The organism is Lysinibacillus sp. HST-98 (genome assembly GCF_016757845.1).
Lineage (GTDB): Bacteria > Bacillota > Bacilli > Bacillales_A > Planococcaceae > Lysinibacillus > Lysinibacillus capsici.
This window is the reverse complement of sequence record NZ_JAENHX010000016.1, coordinates 22,972-41,821: the sequence shown is the minus strand read 5'-3', so window position 1 is coordinate 41,821 and position 18,850 is coordinate 22,972. Positions and strand designations below refer to the sequence as shown.

20 protein-coding genes are annotated in these 18,850 nt (G+C 37.5%); all 20 read left to right on the top strand.

Features of this window, described 5'->3' with window-relative positions:
- Positions 1–199: 199 nt before the first annotated feature.
- The 20 genes from rnmV (at position 200) to yabQ (ending at position 18,848) form a co-directional block, all read left to right on the top strand.
- Positions 200–766, top strand: coding sequence for a ribonuclease M5 (gene rnmV, locus JIN86_RS22910; RefSeq protein WP_202342954.1), 567 nt, complete (start codon positions 200–202; stop codon positions 764–766).
- Complete coding sequence (rsmA, locus tag JIN86_RS22905; protein WP_004229203.1) at positions 759–1,640, top strand: 16S rRNA (adenine(1518)-N(6)/adenine(1519)-N(6))-dimethyltransferase RsmA; 882 nt, start codon at positions 759–761, stop codon at positions 1,638–1,640. Before rnmV ends, rsmA begins: the two co-directional genes overlap by 8 nt.
- Before the next feature lie 156 nt (positions 1,641–1,796).
- Positions 1,797–2,057: a biofilm formation stimulator Veg gene (gene veg / locus JIN86_RS22900; RefSeq protein ID WP_004229199.1), complete on the top strand. Its 261-nt coding sequence runs from the start codon at positions 1,797–1,799 to the stop codon at positions 2,055–2,057.
- Between the two features lie 113 nt (positions 2,058–2,170).
- Entirely contained in the window at positions 2,171–2,350 is a 180-nt protein-coding gene (locus JIN86_RS22895; protein WP_004229193.1) for a small, acid-soluble spore protein, alpha/beta type, read from the top strand.
- A 219-nt stretch (positions 2,351–2,569) separates the two neighbouring features.
- Entirely contained in the window at positions 2,570–3,436 is an 867-nt protein-coding gene (ispE, locus tag JIN86_RS22890) for a 4-(cytidine 5'-diphospho)-2-C-methyl-D-erythritol kinase (RefSeq protein ID WP_009374181.1), read from the top strand.
- 56 nt (positions 3,437–3,492) lie between these two features.
- Positions 3,493–4,326, top strand: coding sequence for a pur operon repressor (gene purR, locus JIN86_RS22885; RefSeq protein WP_004229190.1), 834 nt, complete (start codon positions 3,493–3,495; stop codon positions 4,324–4,326).
- Complete coding sequence (locus tag JIN86_RS22880) at positions 4,323–4,697, top strand: RidA family protein (RefSeq protein ID WP_004229189.1); 375 nt, start codon at positions 4,323–4,325, stop codon at positions 4,695–4,697. Before purR ends, JIN86_RS22880 begins: the two co-directional genes overlap by 4 nt.
- Before the next feature lie 220 nt (positions 4,698–4,917).
- Positions 4,918–5,220, top strand: coding sequence for a septation regulator SpoVG (spoVG, locus tag JIN86_RS22875; RefSeq protein ID WP_004229187.1), 303 nt, complete (start codon positions 4,918–4,920; stop codon positions 5,218–5,220).
- 261 nt (positions 5,221–5,481) lie between these two features.
- Positions 5,482–6,852: a bifunctional UDP-N-acetylglucosamine diphosphorylase/glucosamine-1-phosphate N-acetyltransferase GlmU gene (gene glmU, locus JIN86_RS22870; RefSeq protein ID WP_009374182.1), complete on the top strand. Its 1,371-nt coding sequence runs from the start codon at positions 5,482–5,484 to the stop codon at positions 6,850–6,852.
- Between the two features lie 24 nt (positions 6,853–6,876).
- Entirely contained in the window at positions 6,877–7,836 is a 960-nt protein-coding gene (locus tag JIN86_RS22865) for a ribose-phosphate diphosphokinase (protein WP_004229183.1), read from the top strand.
- A 253-nt stretch (positions 7,837–8,089) separates the two neighbouring features.
- Entirely contained in the window at positions 8,090–8,686 is a 597-nt protein-coding gene (locus JIN86_RS22860) for a 50S ribosomal protein L25/general stress protein Ctc (RefSeq protein ID WP_004229181.1), read from the top strand.
- Positions 8,687–8,834: 148 nt separating this feature from the next.
- Positions 8,835–9,401: an aminoacyl-tRNA hydrolase gene (gene pth / locus JIN86_RS22855; RefSeq protein ID WP_004229178.1), complete on the top strand. Its 567-nt coding sequence runs from the start codon at positions 8,835–8,837 to the stop codon at positions 9,399–9,401.
- Between the two features lie 241 nt (positions 9,402–9,642).
- Positions 9,643–9,870: an anti-sigma-F factor Fin gene (locus JIN86_RS22850; protein ID WP_004229176.1), complete on the top strand. Its 228-nt coding sequence runs from the start codon at positions 9,643–9,645 to the stop codon at positions 9,868–9,870.
- A gap of 138 nt (positions 9,871–10,008) precedes the next feature.
- Positions 10,009–13,521 (top strand): transcription-repair coupling factor, encoded by a 3,513-nt coding sequence (mfd, locus tag JIN86_RS22845; protein WP_202342953.1) that lies wholly within the window; start codon positions 10,009–10,011, stop codon positions 13,519–13,521.
- 309 nt (positions 13,522–13,830) lie between these two features.
- The gene (gene spoVT, locus JIN86_RS22840; RefSeq protein WP_004229174.1) at positions 13,831–14,367 is read left to right on the top strand and encodes a stage V sporulation protein T; all 537 of its coding nucleotides are present in this window, start codon (positions 13,831–13,833) and stop codon (positions 14,365–14,367) included.
- 158 nt (positions 14,368–14,525) lie between these two features.
- Positions 14,526–16,148: a putative polysaccharide biosynthesis protein gene (locus tag JIN86_RS22835; RefSeq protein WP_004229172.1), complete on the top strand. Its 1,623-nt coding sequence runs from the start codon at positions 14,526–14,528 to the stop codon at positions 16,146–16,148.
- 9 nt (positions 16,149–16,157) lie between these two features.
- Entirely contained in the window at positions 16,158–17,618 is a 1,461-nt protein-coding gene (yabN, locus tag JIN86_RS22830) for a bifunctional methyltransferase/pyrophosphohydrolase YabN (RefSeq protein WP_202342952.1), read from the top strand.
- Positions 17,619–17,622: 4 nt separating this feature from the next.
- A complete protein-coding gene (locus JIN86_RS22825; protein WP_004229169.1) occupies positions 17,623–17,913 on the top strand; it encodes an RNA-binding S4 domain-containing protein in 291 nt (96 codons plus the stop codon).
- 147 nt (positions 17,914–18,060) lie between these two features.
- Positions 18,061–18,360 carry a sporulation protein YabP gene (gene yabP / locus JIN86_RS22820; protein ID WP_004229167.1) on the top strand — a complete coding sequence of 100 codons (300 nt, stop codon included), beginning with the start codon at positions 18,061–18,063 and terminating at the stop codon, positions 18,358–18,360.
- A complete protein-coding gene (gene yabQ / locus JIN86_RS22815) occupies positions 18,357–18,848 on the top strand; it encodes a spore cortex biosynthesis protein YabQ (protein WP_048395335.1) in 492 nt (163 codons plus the stop codon). Before yabP ends, yabQ begins: the two co-directional genes overlap by 4 nt.
- Positions 18,849–18,850: the final 2 nt, after the last annotated feature.

The following is an 18,850-nucleotide window of genomic DNA, read 5'->3' as shown; positions in this document are numbered from 1 at the left end:
AAATGTTTTTCACAAATGGAGCTTTCCTGTTTTGACTGGCGGGAGGGCTTCTTTATTTTTTTTAGCAAATGATGCTGTAAGGTATGTAGAGAGTAAGTTGAATAAGATAAGCTCATCGGGACCTTGTATTCCTGTACAAATCGTATAGAGCAGTTGTAAAATGGTCAGAAGATAAGGTAGATAGAAAAGAGGAGCCTTTTTGCAAATTAAAGAAATTATTGTTGTTGAAGGAAAAGATGATACGACAGCTATTAAACGTGCTGTACAAGCAGATACTATAGAAACAAATGGATCTGCAATTTCTGAAGAAACGTTAAAGCGAATTCAGCACGCCCAAGAAAAACGTGGAGTTATTGTATTTACTGATCCAGACTATCCAGGACGTCGAATACGGGCCATTATCGAGGAGCGTGTAAAAGGGGTGAAACATGCCTTTTTACCAAAAGCGAAAACGATTGCTAAAAACGGTAAAGGGTTAGGGATTGAGCATGCTGCTGATGAGGATATACGTGAGGCATTACAACATGTCTATACCCCTATACATGAGGTGTTAAACAAAGAGTTAATTACACTGGAAGATTTAATGACTGCTCGTTTAATTGGACATCCACAAGCAAAGCAGCGTCGTGATAGACTAGGGGAAATCTTAAATATAGGTGCTACAAATGGTAAACAACTTCATAAAAGATTGAAAATGTTTCAGATTACAGAGGAGCAATTTGGTGCGGCTATCGCACAGTTAGATCAGGAGGAAAATGATGCATAAGGATATTGCGACACCAATTCGAACACAAGAAATTTTAAAAAAGTATGGGTTTTCATTTAAAAAAAGTTTAGGTCAAAACTTCTTAATTGACCCGAACATTTTAAGAAATATAGTGAGTCACGCCAATTTAACTGAGAATAGTGGCGCAATTGAAGTTGGTCCTGGGATTGGGGCATTAACTGAGCATTTGGCGAGAAGCGCTAAAAAGGTAGTTTCCTTTGAAATTGACCAACGTTTATTACCGGTACTAGAAGATACGCTTAGTCCATATAATAACGTGTCTATTATTCATTCTGACATACTTAAGGCAGATGTGGAGAAAGTAATTGCAGATGAGATGCCAGGTATTGATGATATTATGGTTGTAGCAAATTTACCGTATTATGTAACGACTCCAATTTTACTGAAATTACTCAATGACCGATTACCGATCCGTGGTTTTGTTGTGATGATGCAGAAAGAGGTAGCAGACCGTATAACGGCTAAGCCAGGGACGAAAGAATATGGTTCTTTATCAATTGCAATACAATATTACGTGAAAGCAGATATTGCGATGACAGTGCCAAAAACAGTTTTCATGCCTCAACCTAACGTCGACTCTGCAGTAATTCGCCTTATCAAGCATGAGGAACCACCGGTAAAAGTAATAGATGAGGATTTTTTATTTGTTGTAACGCGTGCCTCATTCGTACAGCGAAGAAAAACAATCTATAATAACCTGCAATCTGGTTTACCAAATGGAAAGGCACAGAAGGATCACATTTTACAGGCATTAGAGCTAGCGAATATTGAGCCAACTCGCCGTGGAGAAACACTTTCAATTCAAGAGTTTGGGAAATTAGCCGATGCACTGCATCCTGTTTTTGCAAAGTAAAAATTTTTGTTAACAATTTTTCGGATATGTAAAAAAATATATATTTTTTATAAAAAATAAGTTGACAAGATTTATAAGAGGCTGATAAAATATTATATTTTGTTGACATTTTTGGGCCATTAGCTTATACTTGTTATTAGTGAGGTGTAAGCGAAAATGCCAAAAACTTTAGCGGACATTAAAAAGTCGTTGGATTGTCATTTGGGTAAACGTTTGCAATTAAAAGCAAACGGTGGTCGCAAGAAAACGGTTGAGTGTGCAGGGATACTACGTGAGACATATCGCGCCATCTTTGTAGTAGAGCTCGATCAAGAAGACAATACGTGCAAGCGCGTATCGTATAGCTACACAGATATTTTAACTGAAGCAGTAGAGATTACATTTTTAGACGAAGCAAAGGCTGCTGTCGCAAAATAGTTTCTAGTACTTATTTCTATATTTTAGAAACACTCATGTATATTAAAAATACATGAGTGTTTTGCGTTTTCACGGGCATACTAAATTCGTCAGTTGTTAAAGGAGGAGTTTATATGCCTAGAAAAGGTATCATGTCACCTCGTTTAAAAGAAGAGATCGCAAAAGAACTTGGATTTTATGATGTTGTGCAAAAGGAAGGCTGGGGCGGCATAAAAGCTCGTGATGCTGGTAATATGGTCAAACGTGCCATAGAAATGGCTGAACGGGCAAGTAGTGAGCAAGAGCGTAAGTAGGCTGTTTTTGCTAAAATAGTCATCTTATAAAGTTTCATTCAGCAGGGATGAAAATCCTTACTGACACAACAAATACAACTGACGAGAGAGAGCCGTTACTCCGAATAGGGTAAACGGTTCTTTTTTTCCATTTTCGTATTCTCAATATGGTAAAATAAAATGAATAATCTTGCGCGAAAAAAGAACTGTTTATACGTGTAGCTATAAGGAGGAAGAAATATGCTTTATGTAAAGGCGCCTGCAAAAATCAATTTAACATTAGATGTACTTTATAAAAGACCGGATAATTTTCACGAAGTGGAGATGGTAATGACAACAGTCGATTTAGCTGATCGTATCAGTCTTGAATCTCGAGAAGATGGTGTTATTCAAATAACTTCAACAGATAATTTTGTACCAAATGACCATCGTAATTTTGCTTATCAGGCAGCGCGTCTCATTAAAGATACATATGGCATTAGACAAGGTGTATCCATTACGATTGAAAAGGAAATACCCATAGCAGCAGGACTCGCAGGAGGTAGTAGTGATGCAGCTGCAACATTAAAAGGGCTAAATGAACTGTGGGATTTAGGTTTATCAATAGATGAATTAGCGGAGCTTGGTGCTAAAATTGGTTCGGATGTTTCGTTTTGCGTTTACGGAGGCACGGCACTCGCTACAGGGCGAGGCGAAAAAATAAAAGAATTACCAGCTCCACCTAATTGTTGGGTTGTACTAGCTAAGCCTAAAATTGGTGTGTCGACAGCAGAAGTTTATGGGGGTCTTAAGGTTGAAGGGCTGCAACATCCCAATACACAGCAGATGATACAAGCTATAGAGACAAAAGATTATGAGCTATTATGTTCGTCATTAGGAAATGTTTTGGAAACTGTAACATTTAAGCTACACCCAGAAGTTGTGATGTTAAAGGAACAAATGAAGCGCTTTGGGGCAGATGCTACGTTAATGAGTGGAAGCGGTCCAACTGTATTTGGGCTTGTGGATAGTGAAGCTCGTGTAAGTCGCATTTATAATGGTTTACGTGGTTTTTGTGAGGAAGTTTATGCAGTACGAATTTTAGGTGAGCGAAATACGCTTGCTTAGAAACGCAAATTTGTGTTAATTTTACCTATAAATATTCGTGTTTAGGAGAGGGTCGCATGAAATGGAAGCGTAGTGAACGACTAGTTGATATGACGTACTACTTACTAGAACATCCACATCAGCTGATCCCGCTAACTTATTTTTCAGAACTATATCAATCTGCTAAGTCATCCATTAGTGAAGATTTAACGATTGTAAAAGAAACTTTCGAAGAAAAAGGAATCGGGTTATTGATGACAGTGCCGGGTGCTGCAGGAGGAGTAAAGTATATTCCGAAAATGTCCGAGGCTGAAGTACGTTTAGTGATTCAAGATTTAAAAGCAGAGTTAGAACATTCAGATCGATTGTTACCAGGTGGATATTTATTTATGACAGACTTGCTTGGAAACCCAGATTTAATTAATCGTGTAGGGAAGGTCTTTGCTTCTGCCTTTGCAGATCAACAAATCGATGTCATAATGACAGTAGCAACTAAAGGGATATCCATCGCCCATGCCATCGCAAGACATTTAAATGTACCAGTGGTAGTTGTGAGAAGAGATAGTAAAGTAACGGAAGGTTCTACAGTAAGCATTAACTATGTATCTGGTTCTTCCAGAAGAATTCAGACAATGGTATTATCAAAAAGAAGCATGAAGAGTGGACAACGTGTATTAATTACGGACGACTTTATGAAGGTCGGCGGTACAATGAATGGCATGAAAAACCTCTTAGAGGAGTTTGACTGTCAGCTAGCAGGCATTGCAGTGCTTGTGGAGGCTGAGCATGCGGACGAAACATTAGTAGATGATTATTATTCACTTGTAAAGCTTCATGAAGTTAATGAAAAAGATCGAACAATTGCATTAAGTGAAGGTAACTATTTTTCTAAAAGGGGACATGACAAATGAAAGTAGTAGCAACAACAAATGCACCAGCAGCAATCGGACCATATTCACAAGGTATTATTGTTAACGGAATGTTTTATAGCTCTGGTCAAATTCCATTAACAGCTACAGGGGATTTAGTGGAAGGCGATATAACTGTACAAACAAATCAAGTATTTGCTAATTTAAAAGCTGTTTTAGCTGAAGCTGGAACTTCTTTAGATAATGTTGTGAAAACAACGGTCTTTATGAAAGATATGAATGACTTTGTAGCGATGAATGAAGTTTATGCAAATCATTTCGGTGATCATAAACCAGCTCGTTCAGCTGTAGAGGTAGCCCGTCTTCCGAAAGATGTAAAAGTAGAAATCGAAGTAATCGCAATCGTAAAATAATTAAAACTTGTTAAGCTCACTAAAGAGAACCTTTATTCTTTTTAGTGGGTTTTTTTACGCTGACAAACAATTGTCAAAAATTACGTATATAAGAAAAAATATTATTCTAATAAGTATTCAAATTTTTTAGAAAATTTGATAGACTATGAAAAGGAAAATATTCGGTAATTGAGAATATGATATTTTCATTTAGGCATCCAAGAAGAGAGGTGGTGAGAAAATGGAAGTTACTGATGTGAGATTACGTCGGGTACAGACGGATGGTCGCATGCGTGCGATTGCTTCCATTACACTTGATAATGAGTTTGTTGTTCACGATATTCGTGTCATTGATGGAAATACTGGTTTATTTGTAGCTATGCCTAGTAAACGAACACCAGATGGGGAGTTTAGAGATATTGCTCATCCAATTAATTCTGATACTCGAAATAAAATTCAGGAGATCATTTTAAACGAGTATCATAACTCTAGTGAAGTAGAGGAAGCTGGTAAAGAGGAAGAATTAGAGGGAATCGGTGTGTAATAAATAGTAAATAACTTACTTTTTAAGGATATGTTACAAACTGATGGTAAAAAAGATAGGAAGAACTCTTCTAGTTGGAAGGGTTCTTTTTATTTTGATAAAAAGATAATATGAGCAATTTCAGGATATACTTCATGACATTCGAGCATAAGGTGCATTGGATTTGTGAATTCATGTTTTTGTCAACTCTACATGCCTTGAAAATAGATGAATTTTGCTATATAGTCATAAGAGAAAATGAGCGTATTGGAGGACTTACTGATGAGCAATGTTTTTGCTGTCATTTTGGCTGCAGGTCAAGGTACACGTATGAAGTCCAAATTATATAAAGTGCTCCATCCAGTATGTGGGAAACCGATGGTACAACATGTGGTGGATCATATTCAGACGTTAGATGTGAATCGCATTGTAACGGTTGTCGGACATGGTGCTGAAAAAGTGCAACAACAGCTTGGTGATAAAAGTGAGTATGTGCTGCAGGCTGAACAACTAGGTACAGCGCACGCTGTGCAACAAGCAGAGGCCATTTTAGGTAATGAAGAAGGTACAACGTTAGTTGTATGTGGAGATACACCACTAATTCGTCCTGAAACGATGCAAGCTCTATTCGAACATCATCATGCAAAGAATGCTAAAGCAACTATTTTAACTGCAATTGCTGAAAACCCAACTGGCTATGGCCGTATATTACGTGGCAATAACGGACAGGTGGAGCAAATTGTTGAACAAAAAGATGCTTCAGCAGAGCAGCAATTAGTAAAAGAAATAAACACAGGCACATATTGCTTTGATAACAAATTATTATTTGAAACATTGAAACTTGTGAAAAATGATAATGCCCAAGGTGAATATTATTTACCAGATGTCATTGAAATTTTACAAAAGCAAGGTGATATTGTTGAAGCATATGTCACTGATGATTTTGAAGAAACACTAGGTGTTAATGATCGCGTGGCTTTGTCACAAGCCGAGACATTAATGCGTACAAGAATCAACGAGAAGCATATGCGGAATGGTGTAACAATTATCCATCCTGAAACAACGCATATTAGTGCAGATGCAGTTATTGGGCGTGATACGGTGATTCAACCTGGCTCAATGATTGAAGGTGCTACTGTGATCGGTGAAGATTGCATTATCGGTCCAAATACTCAAATCATAGATAGCCGCGTTGGTGATCGTACAACTATACATTCTTCAGTTGTCCGTGAAAGCGCTATTGCAGAGGATACTGCTATAGGGCCATTTGCTCATATTCGACCACTTTCAGACATCGGTAGTCATGTAAAAATTGGTAACTTTGTAGAAGTGAAGAAAAGCAAGCTAGATAATGGCTCGAAAGTTTCACATTTAAGCTATATTGGCGATGCCGAGATCGGTAGTAATGTCAATATTGGTTGTGGTTCCATTACAGTAAACTATGATGGAAAAAACAAGTTCAAAACGATTATTGAAGATGATGTATTTGTAGGATGTAATACTAACTTAGTAGCGCCAGTGAAAGTTGGAAAAGGTTCATTTATTGCAGCAGGTTCTACAATTACAAAAGAAGTTCCTGAAGATGCACTTGCCATAGCTCGTGCAAGACAAGAAAACAAACCGAATTATGTAAGCAAATTAAATTCAAAATAATTATCAACTAAACAGGAGGCCATCATGCCGTATCATTATGCAAACTCACAATTAAAAATATTTTCACTTAATTCTAATAATCCATTAGCTCAAGAAATTGCGCAGGAAATGGGCGTAGAATTAGGTAAATCTTCTGTTAAGCACTTCAGTGATGGAGAGATTCAAATTAGCATTGAAGAAAGTATTCGAGGTTGTGATGTGTTTATCGTGCAGTCTACTTCTGCACCTGTAAACGAACATTTAATGGAGCTTTTAATTATGGTAGATGCAGTTAAACGTGCATCTGCTCGTACAGTAAACGTTGTAATGCCTTATTATGGTTATGCACGCCAAGACCGTAAAGCAAAAGCGCGCGAGCCAATTACAGCTAAATTAGTGGCAAACCTACTTGAAACTGCTGGTGCAACACGTGTTATCGTATTAGATTTACACGCACCTCAAATCCAAGGTTTCTTCGATATCCTAATCGACCACTTAATGGCAGTACCATTACTATCTGATTACTTCAAATCTAAAGGTATTCCAGGAGATGAGATCGTTATTGTTTCACCAGATCATGGTGGGGTAACACGTGCTCGTAAAATGGCTGAACGATTAAAAGCACCGATTGCAATTATTGACAAACGTCGTCCGAAACCAAACGTTGCGGAAGTGATGAACATTGTTGGTAATGTTGATGGTAAAGTGGCAATCTTGATTGATGATATTATTGATACAGCAGGTACAATTACGATTGGGGCAGATGCGTTACGTGCTGCTGGTGCAAAAGAAGTTTACGCTTGCTGTTCACATCCTGTATTATCTGGTCCAGCAATTGAACGTATTGAAAACTCTGCTATTAAAGAGTTAGTAGTGACAAATACAATTCAGCTATCAGACGAGAAAAAATCTCCAAAAATTACAGAGCTTTCTGTAGCTAAATTAATGGCGGATGCTATCTCTCGCGTTTATGAAAATAAATCTGTAAGTACTCTATTTGATTAATAAATATTGTAAGTATGAGACCAATCTATTCTTTGAGTAGATTGGTCTTTTCAATATAAATTAGGCACTATTTCATTGAGGCGAAGAAATAGATGAGTGTTTTATGTGTGAGCCTTCTCACAAAGGGGTATAATAATAATGTGTCTTAATAATATTTACTCTACCTTAAACAAATAGAGCTAAATATTATCATAGCCTACAACGAATTATTGTTGAGGCGTAAATAATTTTCTTGGAAGGGGAATAAAGAAGTATGAGTACAGTATTAAGTGTTACAAAGCGCGAAACTGGGCATCGTTCAACATTAACCCAACTTAGAAAAGGGGGAGCCATTCCTGCAGTTATTTACGGCTACAAAGTAGATTCAACCCCAATTTCTATTGCTGCAAAAGATTTTAAAAAATCCATTCAAAAAAATGGACAAAATAGTGTGTTTTCACTAGAGTTAGAGGGGAAAAAGGTGAATGCTGTTGTGTCAGAGGTTCAGCAATGTTCATTGAAAGATGAAGTAAATCATATTGATTTTTTAGCCATTAATATGGCGGAAGAGCTAGAAGCTGATGTCCCGATTAAATTACTTGGACAGTCAGTTGGTGTGAGTGAGGGCGGTATTCTAATGCAGCCTAACTTAGAATTAAAAGTAAAAGTAAAGCCAACAGAGTTACCTGAATCAATTGATGTGGACATTTCATCGTTGAAAATTGGGGAATCCCTAACAGTAGCAGATATTCGCGATGCTACACCTGTTGAAATTATTAGTGAAGATGATTATATGTTAGTAACCATTGTGGCACCTGTTTCTGTAGAGGAAGAGACTACAGAAGGTGAAGAAGGGCAAGAGACAGTATAAAAGTAATTGACGCTTAAGGCTAATAAGAAGGCTATAGCTTTCTTGTTAGCCTTATTTTTTTATGCCTTTTAACAATTGTACAAAATGCTTTCTAGGCGTGCTATATGGTAAAATAATGACTATTAGATTTGAAAGAAGAGAGGTACTTATGAAAATTATCGTTGGTTTAGGAAACCCGGGTAAACCTTATGAGCACACAAGACACAATATTGGCTTTGATGTTATTGATGCGTTAGCAGAAAAATGGGGAACACCTTTAACAAATTCAAAATTTAATGGGATGTACACTACTGTACATCGACCAGAAGGAAAGGTTCTACTTGTTAAACCATTAACATATATGAATTTATCAGGGGAATGTGTTGGTCCCCTAATGGACTATTTTGACATAGAGATAGAAGATTTAATTGTCATTTATGATGACTTGGATTTAGAGACAGGTAAATTACGTCTGCGACAAAAAGGGAGTGCAGGTGGTCATAACGGCATTAAATCGTTAATTCAACATTTAGGTACTCAGGAATTTAATCGTATTCGAGTGGGCATTAATCGCCCGCCAGCAGGCATGAAGGTAGCAGACTATGTTTTAGCTAAATTTTCGAAGGAAGACCAAGTTCTTATGCAAGACGCAATTGTAAATTCTGTAAACGCTGTTGAAGCATCTCTTTCAAAGCCGTTTCTTGATGTGATGAATCACTTTAACGTAAGCAAATAGATGAAAGTAATAAAATTTCTGTTAAAGTTTTTGGATAATTGGCATGGTGTAAGGTGAGTAATGAACTGCCTTACACTATTATTACAGCTAATACTTGTAGTGAATAGTCTTAGCTACAGGTAAAAATTAATTCTCTAATTTTCAAGTTATTGCAATGACGATGACAGTGAAAAGTGCATAATCCTTTTTATAAATGTCTATACTTTAAGTAGAAAGTTGCTTAAAGGAGGATGATTTGGAGATGTCAGTTCGCTATCGATGTCGGCATTGTGAAGTAGAAATAGGGACACTACCATTTGATGCAGATGATACAATTCGAAAGTTGCATATTTTCGAATTGGGAGAAGCGGATGATTATGTTGAGAAAGATCAACATGGTCAAACGACTGTGCACTGCATTTGTGAGCAATGTGAGGATTCGCTGAAACAATATCCAGATTATCACGCACTCAATAAATGGATTCAATAATTGGAAGGATGCTTTGACACACTTATGTGTGTTCAAGGCTTTTTCCATTTCATAAAACAGCCATTAATAGAGATATGTAAAATAACGCTAGAATAATAGAAATAAAAATATAGAATTTATGCTGAAAGGAGCTTGACTGTGGAGGTTTTACGACAGCTTGTGTCGCAAGATAAACATATTACATCTTTTTTAAAGGAAATTCAGAGCAGTCAAACTGCATCACAGCTTATAACAGGTTTAACAGGAAGCGCACGCCCAGTAATGGTTGATGTGTTATTTGAATATGTTAAGAAGCCAATCTACATTATCTCTCCTAATCTATTGCAGGCACAAAAAATGGCGGATGAGCTTGTTGGACTATTAGGCGAGGAACATGTTCACTATTACCCTGCTGATGAATTTATTGCAGCCGATCTTTCTGTGGCTTCACCAGAACTTCGCGCGGAGCGAATCGCGACGCTCGATTGCTTAGCTAGAGGTGAGAAAGCCGTATATGTAATACCTGTGGCTGGTCTACGTAAAATAATGCAACCAAAAGAACACTGGCTACACTATTTTTTACAAACCGCAGTAGGCGAAGATGTTGAAATTGATAAATGGTTGCAAACATTAGTTGAGATGGGCTATGTACGGAATTCAATGGTGACATCACCTGGAGAGTTCGCATTACGTGGGGGAATTTTAGATATTTATCCACCTTATTTAGAATCACCAATTCGTATCGAATTATTTGATACAGAGGTTGACTCCATACGAACATTTTCAGCAGATGACCAACGTTCTATTGATAAATTACAAAAAATTCGTATTCTCCCTGCTTCAGAGGTTATTCTTACAAAATCAGAAAGACAGGCATTAGCAGACCGTTTAGAAGTGGCATTAGCAGCCAGCCTAAAGAAGGTTAAAAAGCAGGAGACAAAAGAACTTCTGTATCAGCATATTCAATATGATATTGAGTTGCTACAACAAGGGAATTTACCTGATTATGTAAACAAATATGGCTCATTATTATACGATAAAACAGCCTTTTTAGGAGATTACTTTGAACATGATGGTATTGTACTTTTTGACGAGCTTGGACGTATTCAAGAGGTAATGGATGCATGGGAGCGTGAAGAAGATGAGTGGTTTTTATCTTTAATCGAAGAGGGAAAAATGGTTCATGATGTCAAACCTGCCTTCTCATTAAAAGAAATATTGGCGATGTTGTCACAACAAAAGCTTTCATTTTCATTGTTTTCGCGAACATTTGCAGGGATTACATTTAATAAAACAACCAACTTTTCTTGCAAGCCAATGCAACAATTTCATGGACAAATGTCCTTGCTTCAAAGTGAGGTTGAACGCTGGTTACTAGGCAAATTTACAGTTCTCATCATAGCAAGGGATAAAGAACGAGTGAAAAGAGTTCAGCAAATGCTTGAAGAATACGATATTCATACAGCAATAGGTGAACCAACAGAACCTGGTATTTATATTGTAGATGGGGGCTTGTCGAGTGGCTTTGAATTGCCCCTACAGCGTTTAGCAATTGTAACAGAAGACGAGCTCTTTAAACAGCAGGCAAAGAAAAAAACACGCACACAAAAAATGACCAATGCTGAACGTATTAAAAGTTATACGGAAATTAAGCCAGGTGATTATGTTGTACATGTTCATCATGGGATTGGTAAATATATTGGTGTAGAGACATTAGAGGTTAATGGTACACATAAGGATTATCTGCATATTCGATATCGTGCAGACGATAAATTATATGTACCTGTTGAGCAAATAGACTTAATCCAAAAATATGTGGCGTCAGAGGATCGAGAACCAAAGCTACATAAATTAGGTGGGGCAGAGTGGAAAAAGGCGAAAGCAAAGGTATCCTCTGCTGTACAGGATATTGCGGATGATTTAATAAAGCTGTATGCAAAGCGTGAAGCAGAGAAAGGGCATGCTTTTACACCTGATAACGATGACCAGCGTAATTTTGAAGCAATGTTCCCCTATGAAGAAACAGAAGATCAACTACGCTCAATTGTTGAAGTAAAACGAGATATGGAACGTGAACGCCCTATGGACCGTTTAGTCTGTGGTGATGTAGGCTATGGTAAAACAGAGGTAGCCATTCGTGCCGCATTTAAGGCTATTCAAGATGGAAAGCAAGTGGCATTCCTTGTCCCTACAACCATTCTAGCCCAGCAACATTATGAGACTATTCGTGAGCGCTTTCAAGGCTTTGCCATTAATGTTGGATTGTTATCTCGCTTCCGTTCGAAAAAGGAGCAAACAGCAACATTAAAAGGCTTAAAAGAGGGCCGAGTCGATATAGTTATTGGAACACACCGTATTTTATCTAAAGATTTAATTTTCCAAGACCTTGGTCTGCTAATTGTGGATGAAGAGCAACGTTTTGGTGTGACGCATAAGGAAAAAATTAAGCAGTTAAAGACAAATGTCGATGTCTTAACTTTAACAGCTACACCAATTCCAAGGACACTTCATATGTCCATGGTAGGGGTCCGAGATTTATCTGTTATTGAGACGCCTCCTGCTAATCGTTTCCCAGTTCAAACATATGTGATGGAGCACAGCGGTGCATTAGTACGAGAAGCTATTGAGAGGGAAATGGCACGTGGCGGACAAGTATTTTATTTATATAATCGGGTAGAGGATATGGCTCGAAGGGTTGAGGAGATTCAAGTGCTGGTCCCTGAAGCACGTATAGGCTTTGCTCATGGAAAAATGACTGAGTCAGAGCTAGAATCAGTGATTTTAGCCTTCTTAGAGGGCGACTATGATGTACTTGTTACGACAACGATTATCGAGACAGGTGTCGATATACCGAATGTAAATACATTAATAGTCCATGATGCTGATCGCATGGGCTTAGCCCAGCTCTACCAATTACGCGGGCGCGTTGGACGTTCTAACAGAGTAGCCTATGCATATTTTATGTACCAACGCGACAAAGTTCTGACAGATGTAGCGGAGCAACGTTTACAAGCAATCAAAGAATTTACAGAACTTGGCTCAGGCTTTAAAATTGCGATGCGAGATTTATCTATTCGGGGCGCAGGAAACTTACTTGGAGCGCAGCAACATGGCTTTATTGATTCAGTTGGCTTTGATTTATATTCACAAATGCTTCAGGATGCCATCGCAGAACGTCAAACAGGCGTGAAAAAAGAAGAAAAGCCAGATATTGAAATTTTGTTGAGTATTGATGCTTATATTCCAGACGCTTATATTCCAGATGGTTATCAAAAGATCCAAATGTATAAACGAATTAAAGCCATGGATCAGGTGGAGGAGTATGACGAAATCATGGAGGAATTAGAGGATCGATTTGGCGATCTTCCAATTGAAACAGAGCGTTTACTTCGAATAGCACGAATGAAAGTTTGGGGCTTAGGTGCGGGAGTAGTATCTGTAAAGGAGAAGCAAAAACTTATTACAATACTATTATCAGAACAAGGAACGGCAAGTGTCGATGGCAGTAAGATTATTGAAGAATCGATGAAATTCGAGCGTGCTGTTGGTTTTGGTATGGATGGCATGCAGTTAAAATTAACAATAGATGAACGCAAGAGTGGGAAATATCAACCCTTTGATATGTTGGAAGAACTAATGCAAATTATTGATAATGCAAAAAAGCAGCAATAGTAGTTAAAAGGCTATTCTTATCTCTTACTGTAAAAGATAAGAATAGCCTTTTTCACGGTGATTCAGTAATCACCATCTCTATCATATTTGCTCACAGGAATAATGGATTTTTTCCACTATTTTTCTGAATTAATTATAGAAACTTATTACTTGGGTAATCTAATAAGGAGTTGATTGATGTAATACCGTATTTTGAAAAAAATTGATGGTTGTGAAATCCTTTTTCTTCAGTTTTTGCATAGATTGCTCAAATAAAAACCATACTATCATTGAATAAAAATTTCATTGTAGCGAAAGCGAGGCATTAGAATGAAGGCAACAGGAATTGTTCGTCGTATTGATGATTTAGGGCGTGTAGTTATTCCAAAAGAAATTCGTAGGACGCTACGTATTCGTGAAGGCGACCCGCTTGAAATTTATACGGACCGAGAAGGCGAAGTCATTTTAAAAAAATATTCTCCCATCAATGATTTGGGGGAATTTGCAAGAGAATATGTTGAAACACTTTATGAAACAATGGGCACACCGGCATTTGTCACTGACCGTGATGAAGTAATCGCTGTTGCAGGGATTGGGAAAAAGGAATATATAAATCGTCGCATTACGTCCTTTGCGGAAAGCTTTATGGACGAGCGCTCCACAAAAATTGAAAAAATGGAGACAACGATTGAAATTGTCCCTGGGCAATATGAGCAAGTGAAATCATATTGTGCGACACCTATAATGGTGAATGGTGATCCTATTGGCTGTATTATCGTCTTGTCTAAAGTACACTTTGTTGGTGAGGTAGAAGTTAAAGTAGTGGAAACAGCTGCGAACTTCTTAGCAAAACAAATGAATAGTTAATGCATGGAAAAGTTATTGCGATGACCTTTAAGGCTGAACAATAACTTTTTTGCGTACATAAGGATGAATCATTATAGGAACAGTAGTGCCACCTTGCACGTCAAACTTTTGAGATATGCTATACTATTGGCATTGTTAAGAAGGAAAGAGGGCAATTTATGTCGCAACGTTTTGGTATGAAAAGCTACATGAAGGGTGCCGCCTTATTGACGATAGCAGCCCTTATTGTAAAAGTTCTTAGTGCCATTTACCGTGTGCCTTTTCAAAATCTAGTAGGTGATGAAGGCTTTTATATCTATCAACAGGTATATCCAGTTATTTCAATCTTCGTTGTTTGGACATCTAGTGGCTTTGCTATAGCCATTTCTAAAATGCTTGCAGACAATGATTGTATTGTTGATACAATAGAACGTGATGAAAGACGTCGCACTATAACACAGGTAGTTTTCGGGTATTTAACGGTATTATCACTACTGTTTTTTGCCATTTTATTTGGAGGTGCTGAAAAGATTGCCCATTTAATGGGAGATATTCAATTAGCACCACTTATTCGTACAGGCTCCTTAGTAGTATTGGTTATGCCGGCGCTGGCTATTTTAAAAGGTAGCTTTCAATCTAGAGCAATTATGGAGCCCATTGCTTATGCCCAAGTACTTGAACAAGCAGTGAGAGTAACTGTCATATTAGCAGGTACCTTTCTTATTATGACAACGACGAAATCTCTTTATGGTGCAGGAAGAATGGCTGTTATCGGTACAGTAATTGGAGAAATTACAGCCTTGCTATTACTTGCTTATATCTCGCATAAACGATTTGGTCTACTGCAAGTTAAACAGCATCTACATCGTAATTCAAGTTTACCTATCATTAAAGAGGTCACATGGCTGAGTTTGAGTGTCAGTATGAGTGGTCTACTACTACTTGGCTATCAATTGGTCGATTCATTTACAATCTATTCGTCATTAATTAATAATGGAATGACTCCTACAATAGCGAAGGAAACGAAAGGGATTTATGATCGAGGACAACCGTTAGTTCAACTAGGTGTTGTCATTGCATCCTCATTGTCGTTGGCCATTGTGCCACTTGTCGCCCATTTGTCGAAAAAACAAGCGGGACGTAGTGCAGTGCCATTCATACAATTAACATACAAAGCATCCGTCCTGTTCGGCTGGTCTGCAGCACTAGGCTTAATGCTAGTTATGCCTTATTTAAATGAAATGCTTTTTAAAACCAATTCCTTATCGGAGGTATTGATTGTCTATGTATTTCAAATTGTCCCTTTGTCAATTATCCTTACATTTACAGCAATCTTACAAGGCTATGGGAAATTAAAAAAACCTGCGTTATTTCTCATAATCGGTTTTCTAATAAAAATTATTTTAAATGTACGATTAATTGGTGGATTAGGTGTACTAGGAGCTGCCATCGCTAATGATATAGGATTATTATTAACAGCAATCTTGCTAATTATTTATTTAAAAACATTGACTGGCATTCAATTAGCTTCAGGCGCATTTTATAAAAAAGTAGGAATCGCCTCTTTCAGTATGACAATCGTCGTTCTTATATGGTTACAGCTAGTATCGTCCTTTTTAAATCACCTGATGTCTTCACGTATGATAGCCATGGTGGCGGGTTTGACAGCAGTATCTATTGGAGCGTTTGTTATGCTAACAATTATTGCAAAGAAAAGAGTACTAGTAGAAAAAGAATGGTATTTACTGCCGTTTGGACGTAGAATGGCCGTTTATCAACTTTGGCTAAATTCAAAGAAGTAGGTGTAAAAATTGAATACATTATCAATTATTGGTTTAGGTGCAGGTGACTTTAATCAGCTGCAAATGGGTGTTTATAAAAAATTAAAGGCTGCAAAAAAATTATATGTACGGACAGTGGATCATCCGGTTTTAGAGGAATTAGCAGCAGAGGGTGTGGTATTCGAAAGTTTTGACAATGTGTATGAAAAACACGATACATTTCAACCTGTTTATGCGGAAATAGCTGATTCTCTTATGAAAGCTACCGCTGTTGAGGATGTTATGTATGCTGTGCCAGGGCACCCATTAGTTGCAGAGCAAACAGTGCAATTACTTATTGCCGCAGCAAATGAAGGGAAAATTGAGCTAGTCATTGAGGGTGGTCAGAGTTTCTTAGATCCCATTTTTGGTGCCTTAAAAATCGATCCAATTGAAGGCTTTCAATTACTTGATGGTACTAGCTTTTCAATGCATGACATTAACATGCGTCAGCACATCTTGATTGCTCAAGTATACGATACATTCAGTGCATCAGAAGTGAAGCTGACGTTGATGGAGAAATATGATGATGAGTATCCTGTAACAGTTGTGACAGCTGCTGGATCTTCACAAGAACAGATTGTCACAGTGCCGCTCTATGAACTCGATCAAAGTGTAGAAGTAAATAATTTAACAACAGTCTATGTACCACCTGTAAAATCACAGGAGGAGTCATTAAGAGATTGGACAACATTCCGCCAAATCATTGCAACGCTGAGAGGCCCAAATGGCTGTCCTTGGGATCAAAAGCAAACACATGAGTCGTTGAAAAAATACTTACTTGAAGAAGCACATGAATACTTGGCAGCGGTTGATGCTGAAGATGATTTTGCCATGATTGAGGAACTTGGCGATGTGTTGTTACAAGTATTTTTACATGCACAAATAGGAGAAGATCAAGGCTACTTTACACTAGAAGATGTGTTAGCTTCAATTAGTGAAAAAATGATTCGTCGCCATCCACACGTTTTTGGGGATGTTGCAGTAGAAGATGCGGAGGGTGTTGTGGCTAATTGGGAGGCCATCAAGGCTGAAGAAAAGGGAACTAGCGATAAACCGTTATTAAACGAAGCGTATAGAGCATCTTCTGCTTTACAAACAGCCTACAATTATCAAAAAAGAGCAGCACAAGTGGGCTTTGATTGGCCAAATGTGGAGGGAGCATGGGATAAATTTACCGAGGAATGGCAGGAATTTCGCCATGAGGTGACGAAAGGCTCTAATTCGTCCCGTCTTGATGAATTTGGTGATGTATTGTTCACATTAGTAAACTTAGCACGTTTCTATAAATTATCACCAGAAGAAGCCATGCTACATGCAAATGAGAAATTTGCAAGACGTTTCGGCTATGTTGAGCAACAGGTAAAGGCAAGTGGAAAACCATTTTCCGATTTTACATTAGAACAATTAGATGCATTTTGGAATGAAGCAAAGCAACTAGAAAAGGAGTAAGATTATGAGATTAGATAAGTTTTTAAAAGTATCCCGTTTAATAAAACGCCGTACTTTAGCTAAAGAAGTGGCCGATCAAGGACGTATTACAATCAATGAAAAGATTGCAAAAGCAAGTAGTACAGTGAAAGCTGGTGATGAGCTTGCTATCCGTTTTGGTCAAAAAATAGTAACGGCACGTGTAGAAGAAATACGTGATACTGTGAAAAAAGAAGATGCAGCAAAAATGTTTACCATTTTGAAAGAAGAACGACTTGAAAAGATTGAGCCTGAATTTATTGATGATGAGGAATAAAGCTAAATTTAATTTCTAGCCCTCCTAATGTTGTCCAGCCTTTCTTTTTGTAGGTGAAAATATTACACAACTTAAATAAAGTTGTCATTCTTTGAAGGTTGTCCGCATAAAGTGAACAGAAGCTAGGACGACTAAAGGAGGAAAAAAATGACGCTACATCAAGAAAGTAATCGTTACACAATTCCATCTGGAGAGCATATTTTAACGATTCGTAATCGTAAAAGAATGGACATGACCTCTGTAAAATCAATTGAACGCTTTGATCAGGAAGAGTTTTTCATTAAGACGTCCCAAGGGCACTTGTTAATCCGTGGAGAGGAACTGCATATCGTTCATTTAGATGTTGACAAAGGATTATTGACACTTGAAGGAACTGTAAAAACTTTACAGTACGACGAGGAGGAAAGCGGCTTCTCGAAAGGTTTCCTTCATAAGTTATTTGGATGATTGTCAGTGAACAATTTTATCAATTAATTGTCATGGTTTTGAGCGGTATAGCAGTTGGTTTCATAATTGATAGTATAAGGCTCATTGTTTTTTCAACTCCAAAAAGGTCAAGCCTTCGAAAGTGGATGATGGTTGTTGAGTTAATAACGTGGATTCTACTAGGAGGGTTGACATACTATTTATTATTTTGGCTAAAAGATGGCGCTTGGCGGGCTTACGACCCGCTAGCGCAAATAGCCGGAATTTTTTTGTATCAATCATTTTTTCAAACCTTTTTACGTTTCGTTGCTAGAATTTTGGTGAATATAACATGGAGACCCTTTTGGTTCATAGTACGCTTTATAATTACGGTTATTCGACAAATTTTGCAATTATTAATAAATATTGTTATGTTTGTTATAAGACCTTTTGTCAAAATTTATTCGTATTTGTCCTACACTTTTTTTAAAAAACTACGATATTTGAAGTATAATAAAAAGCAACAATAATT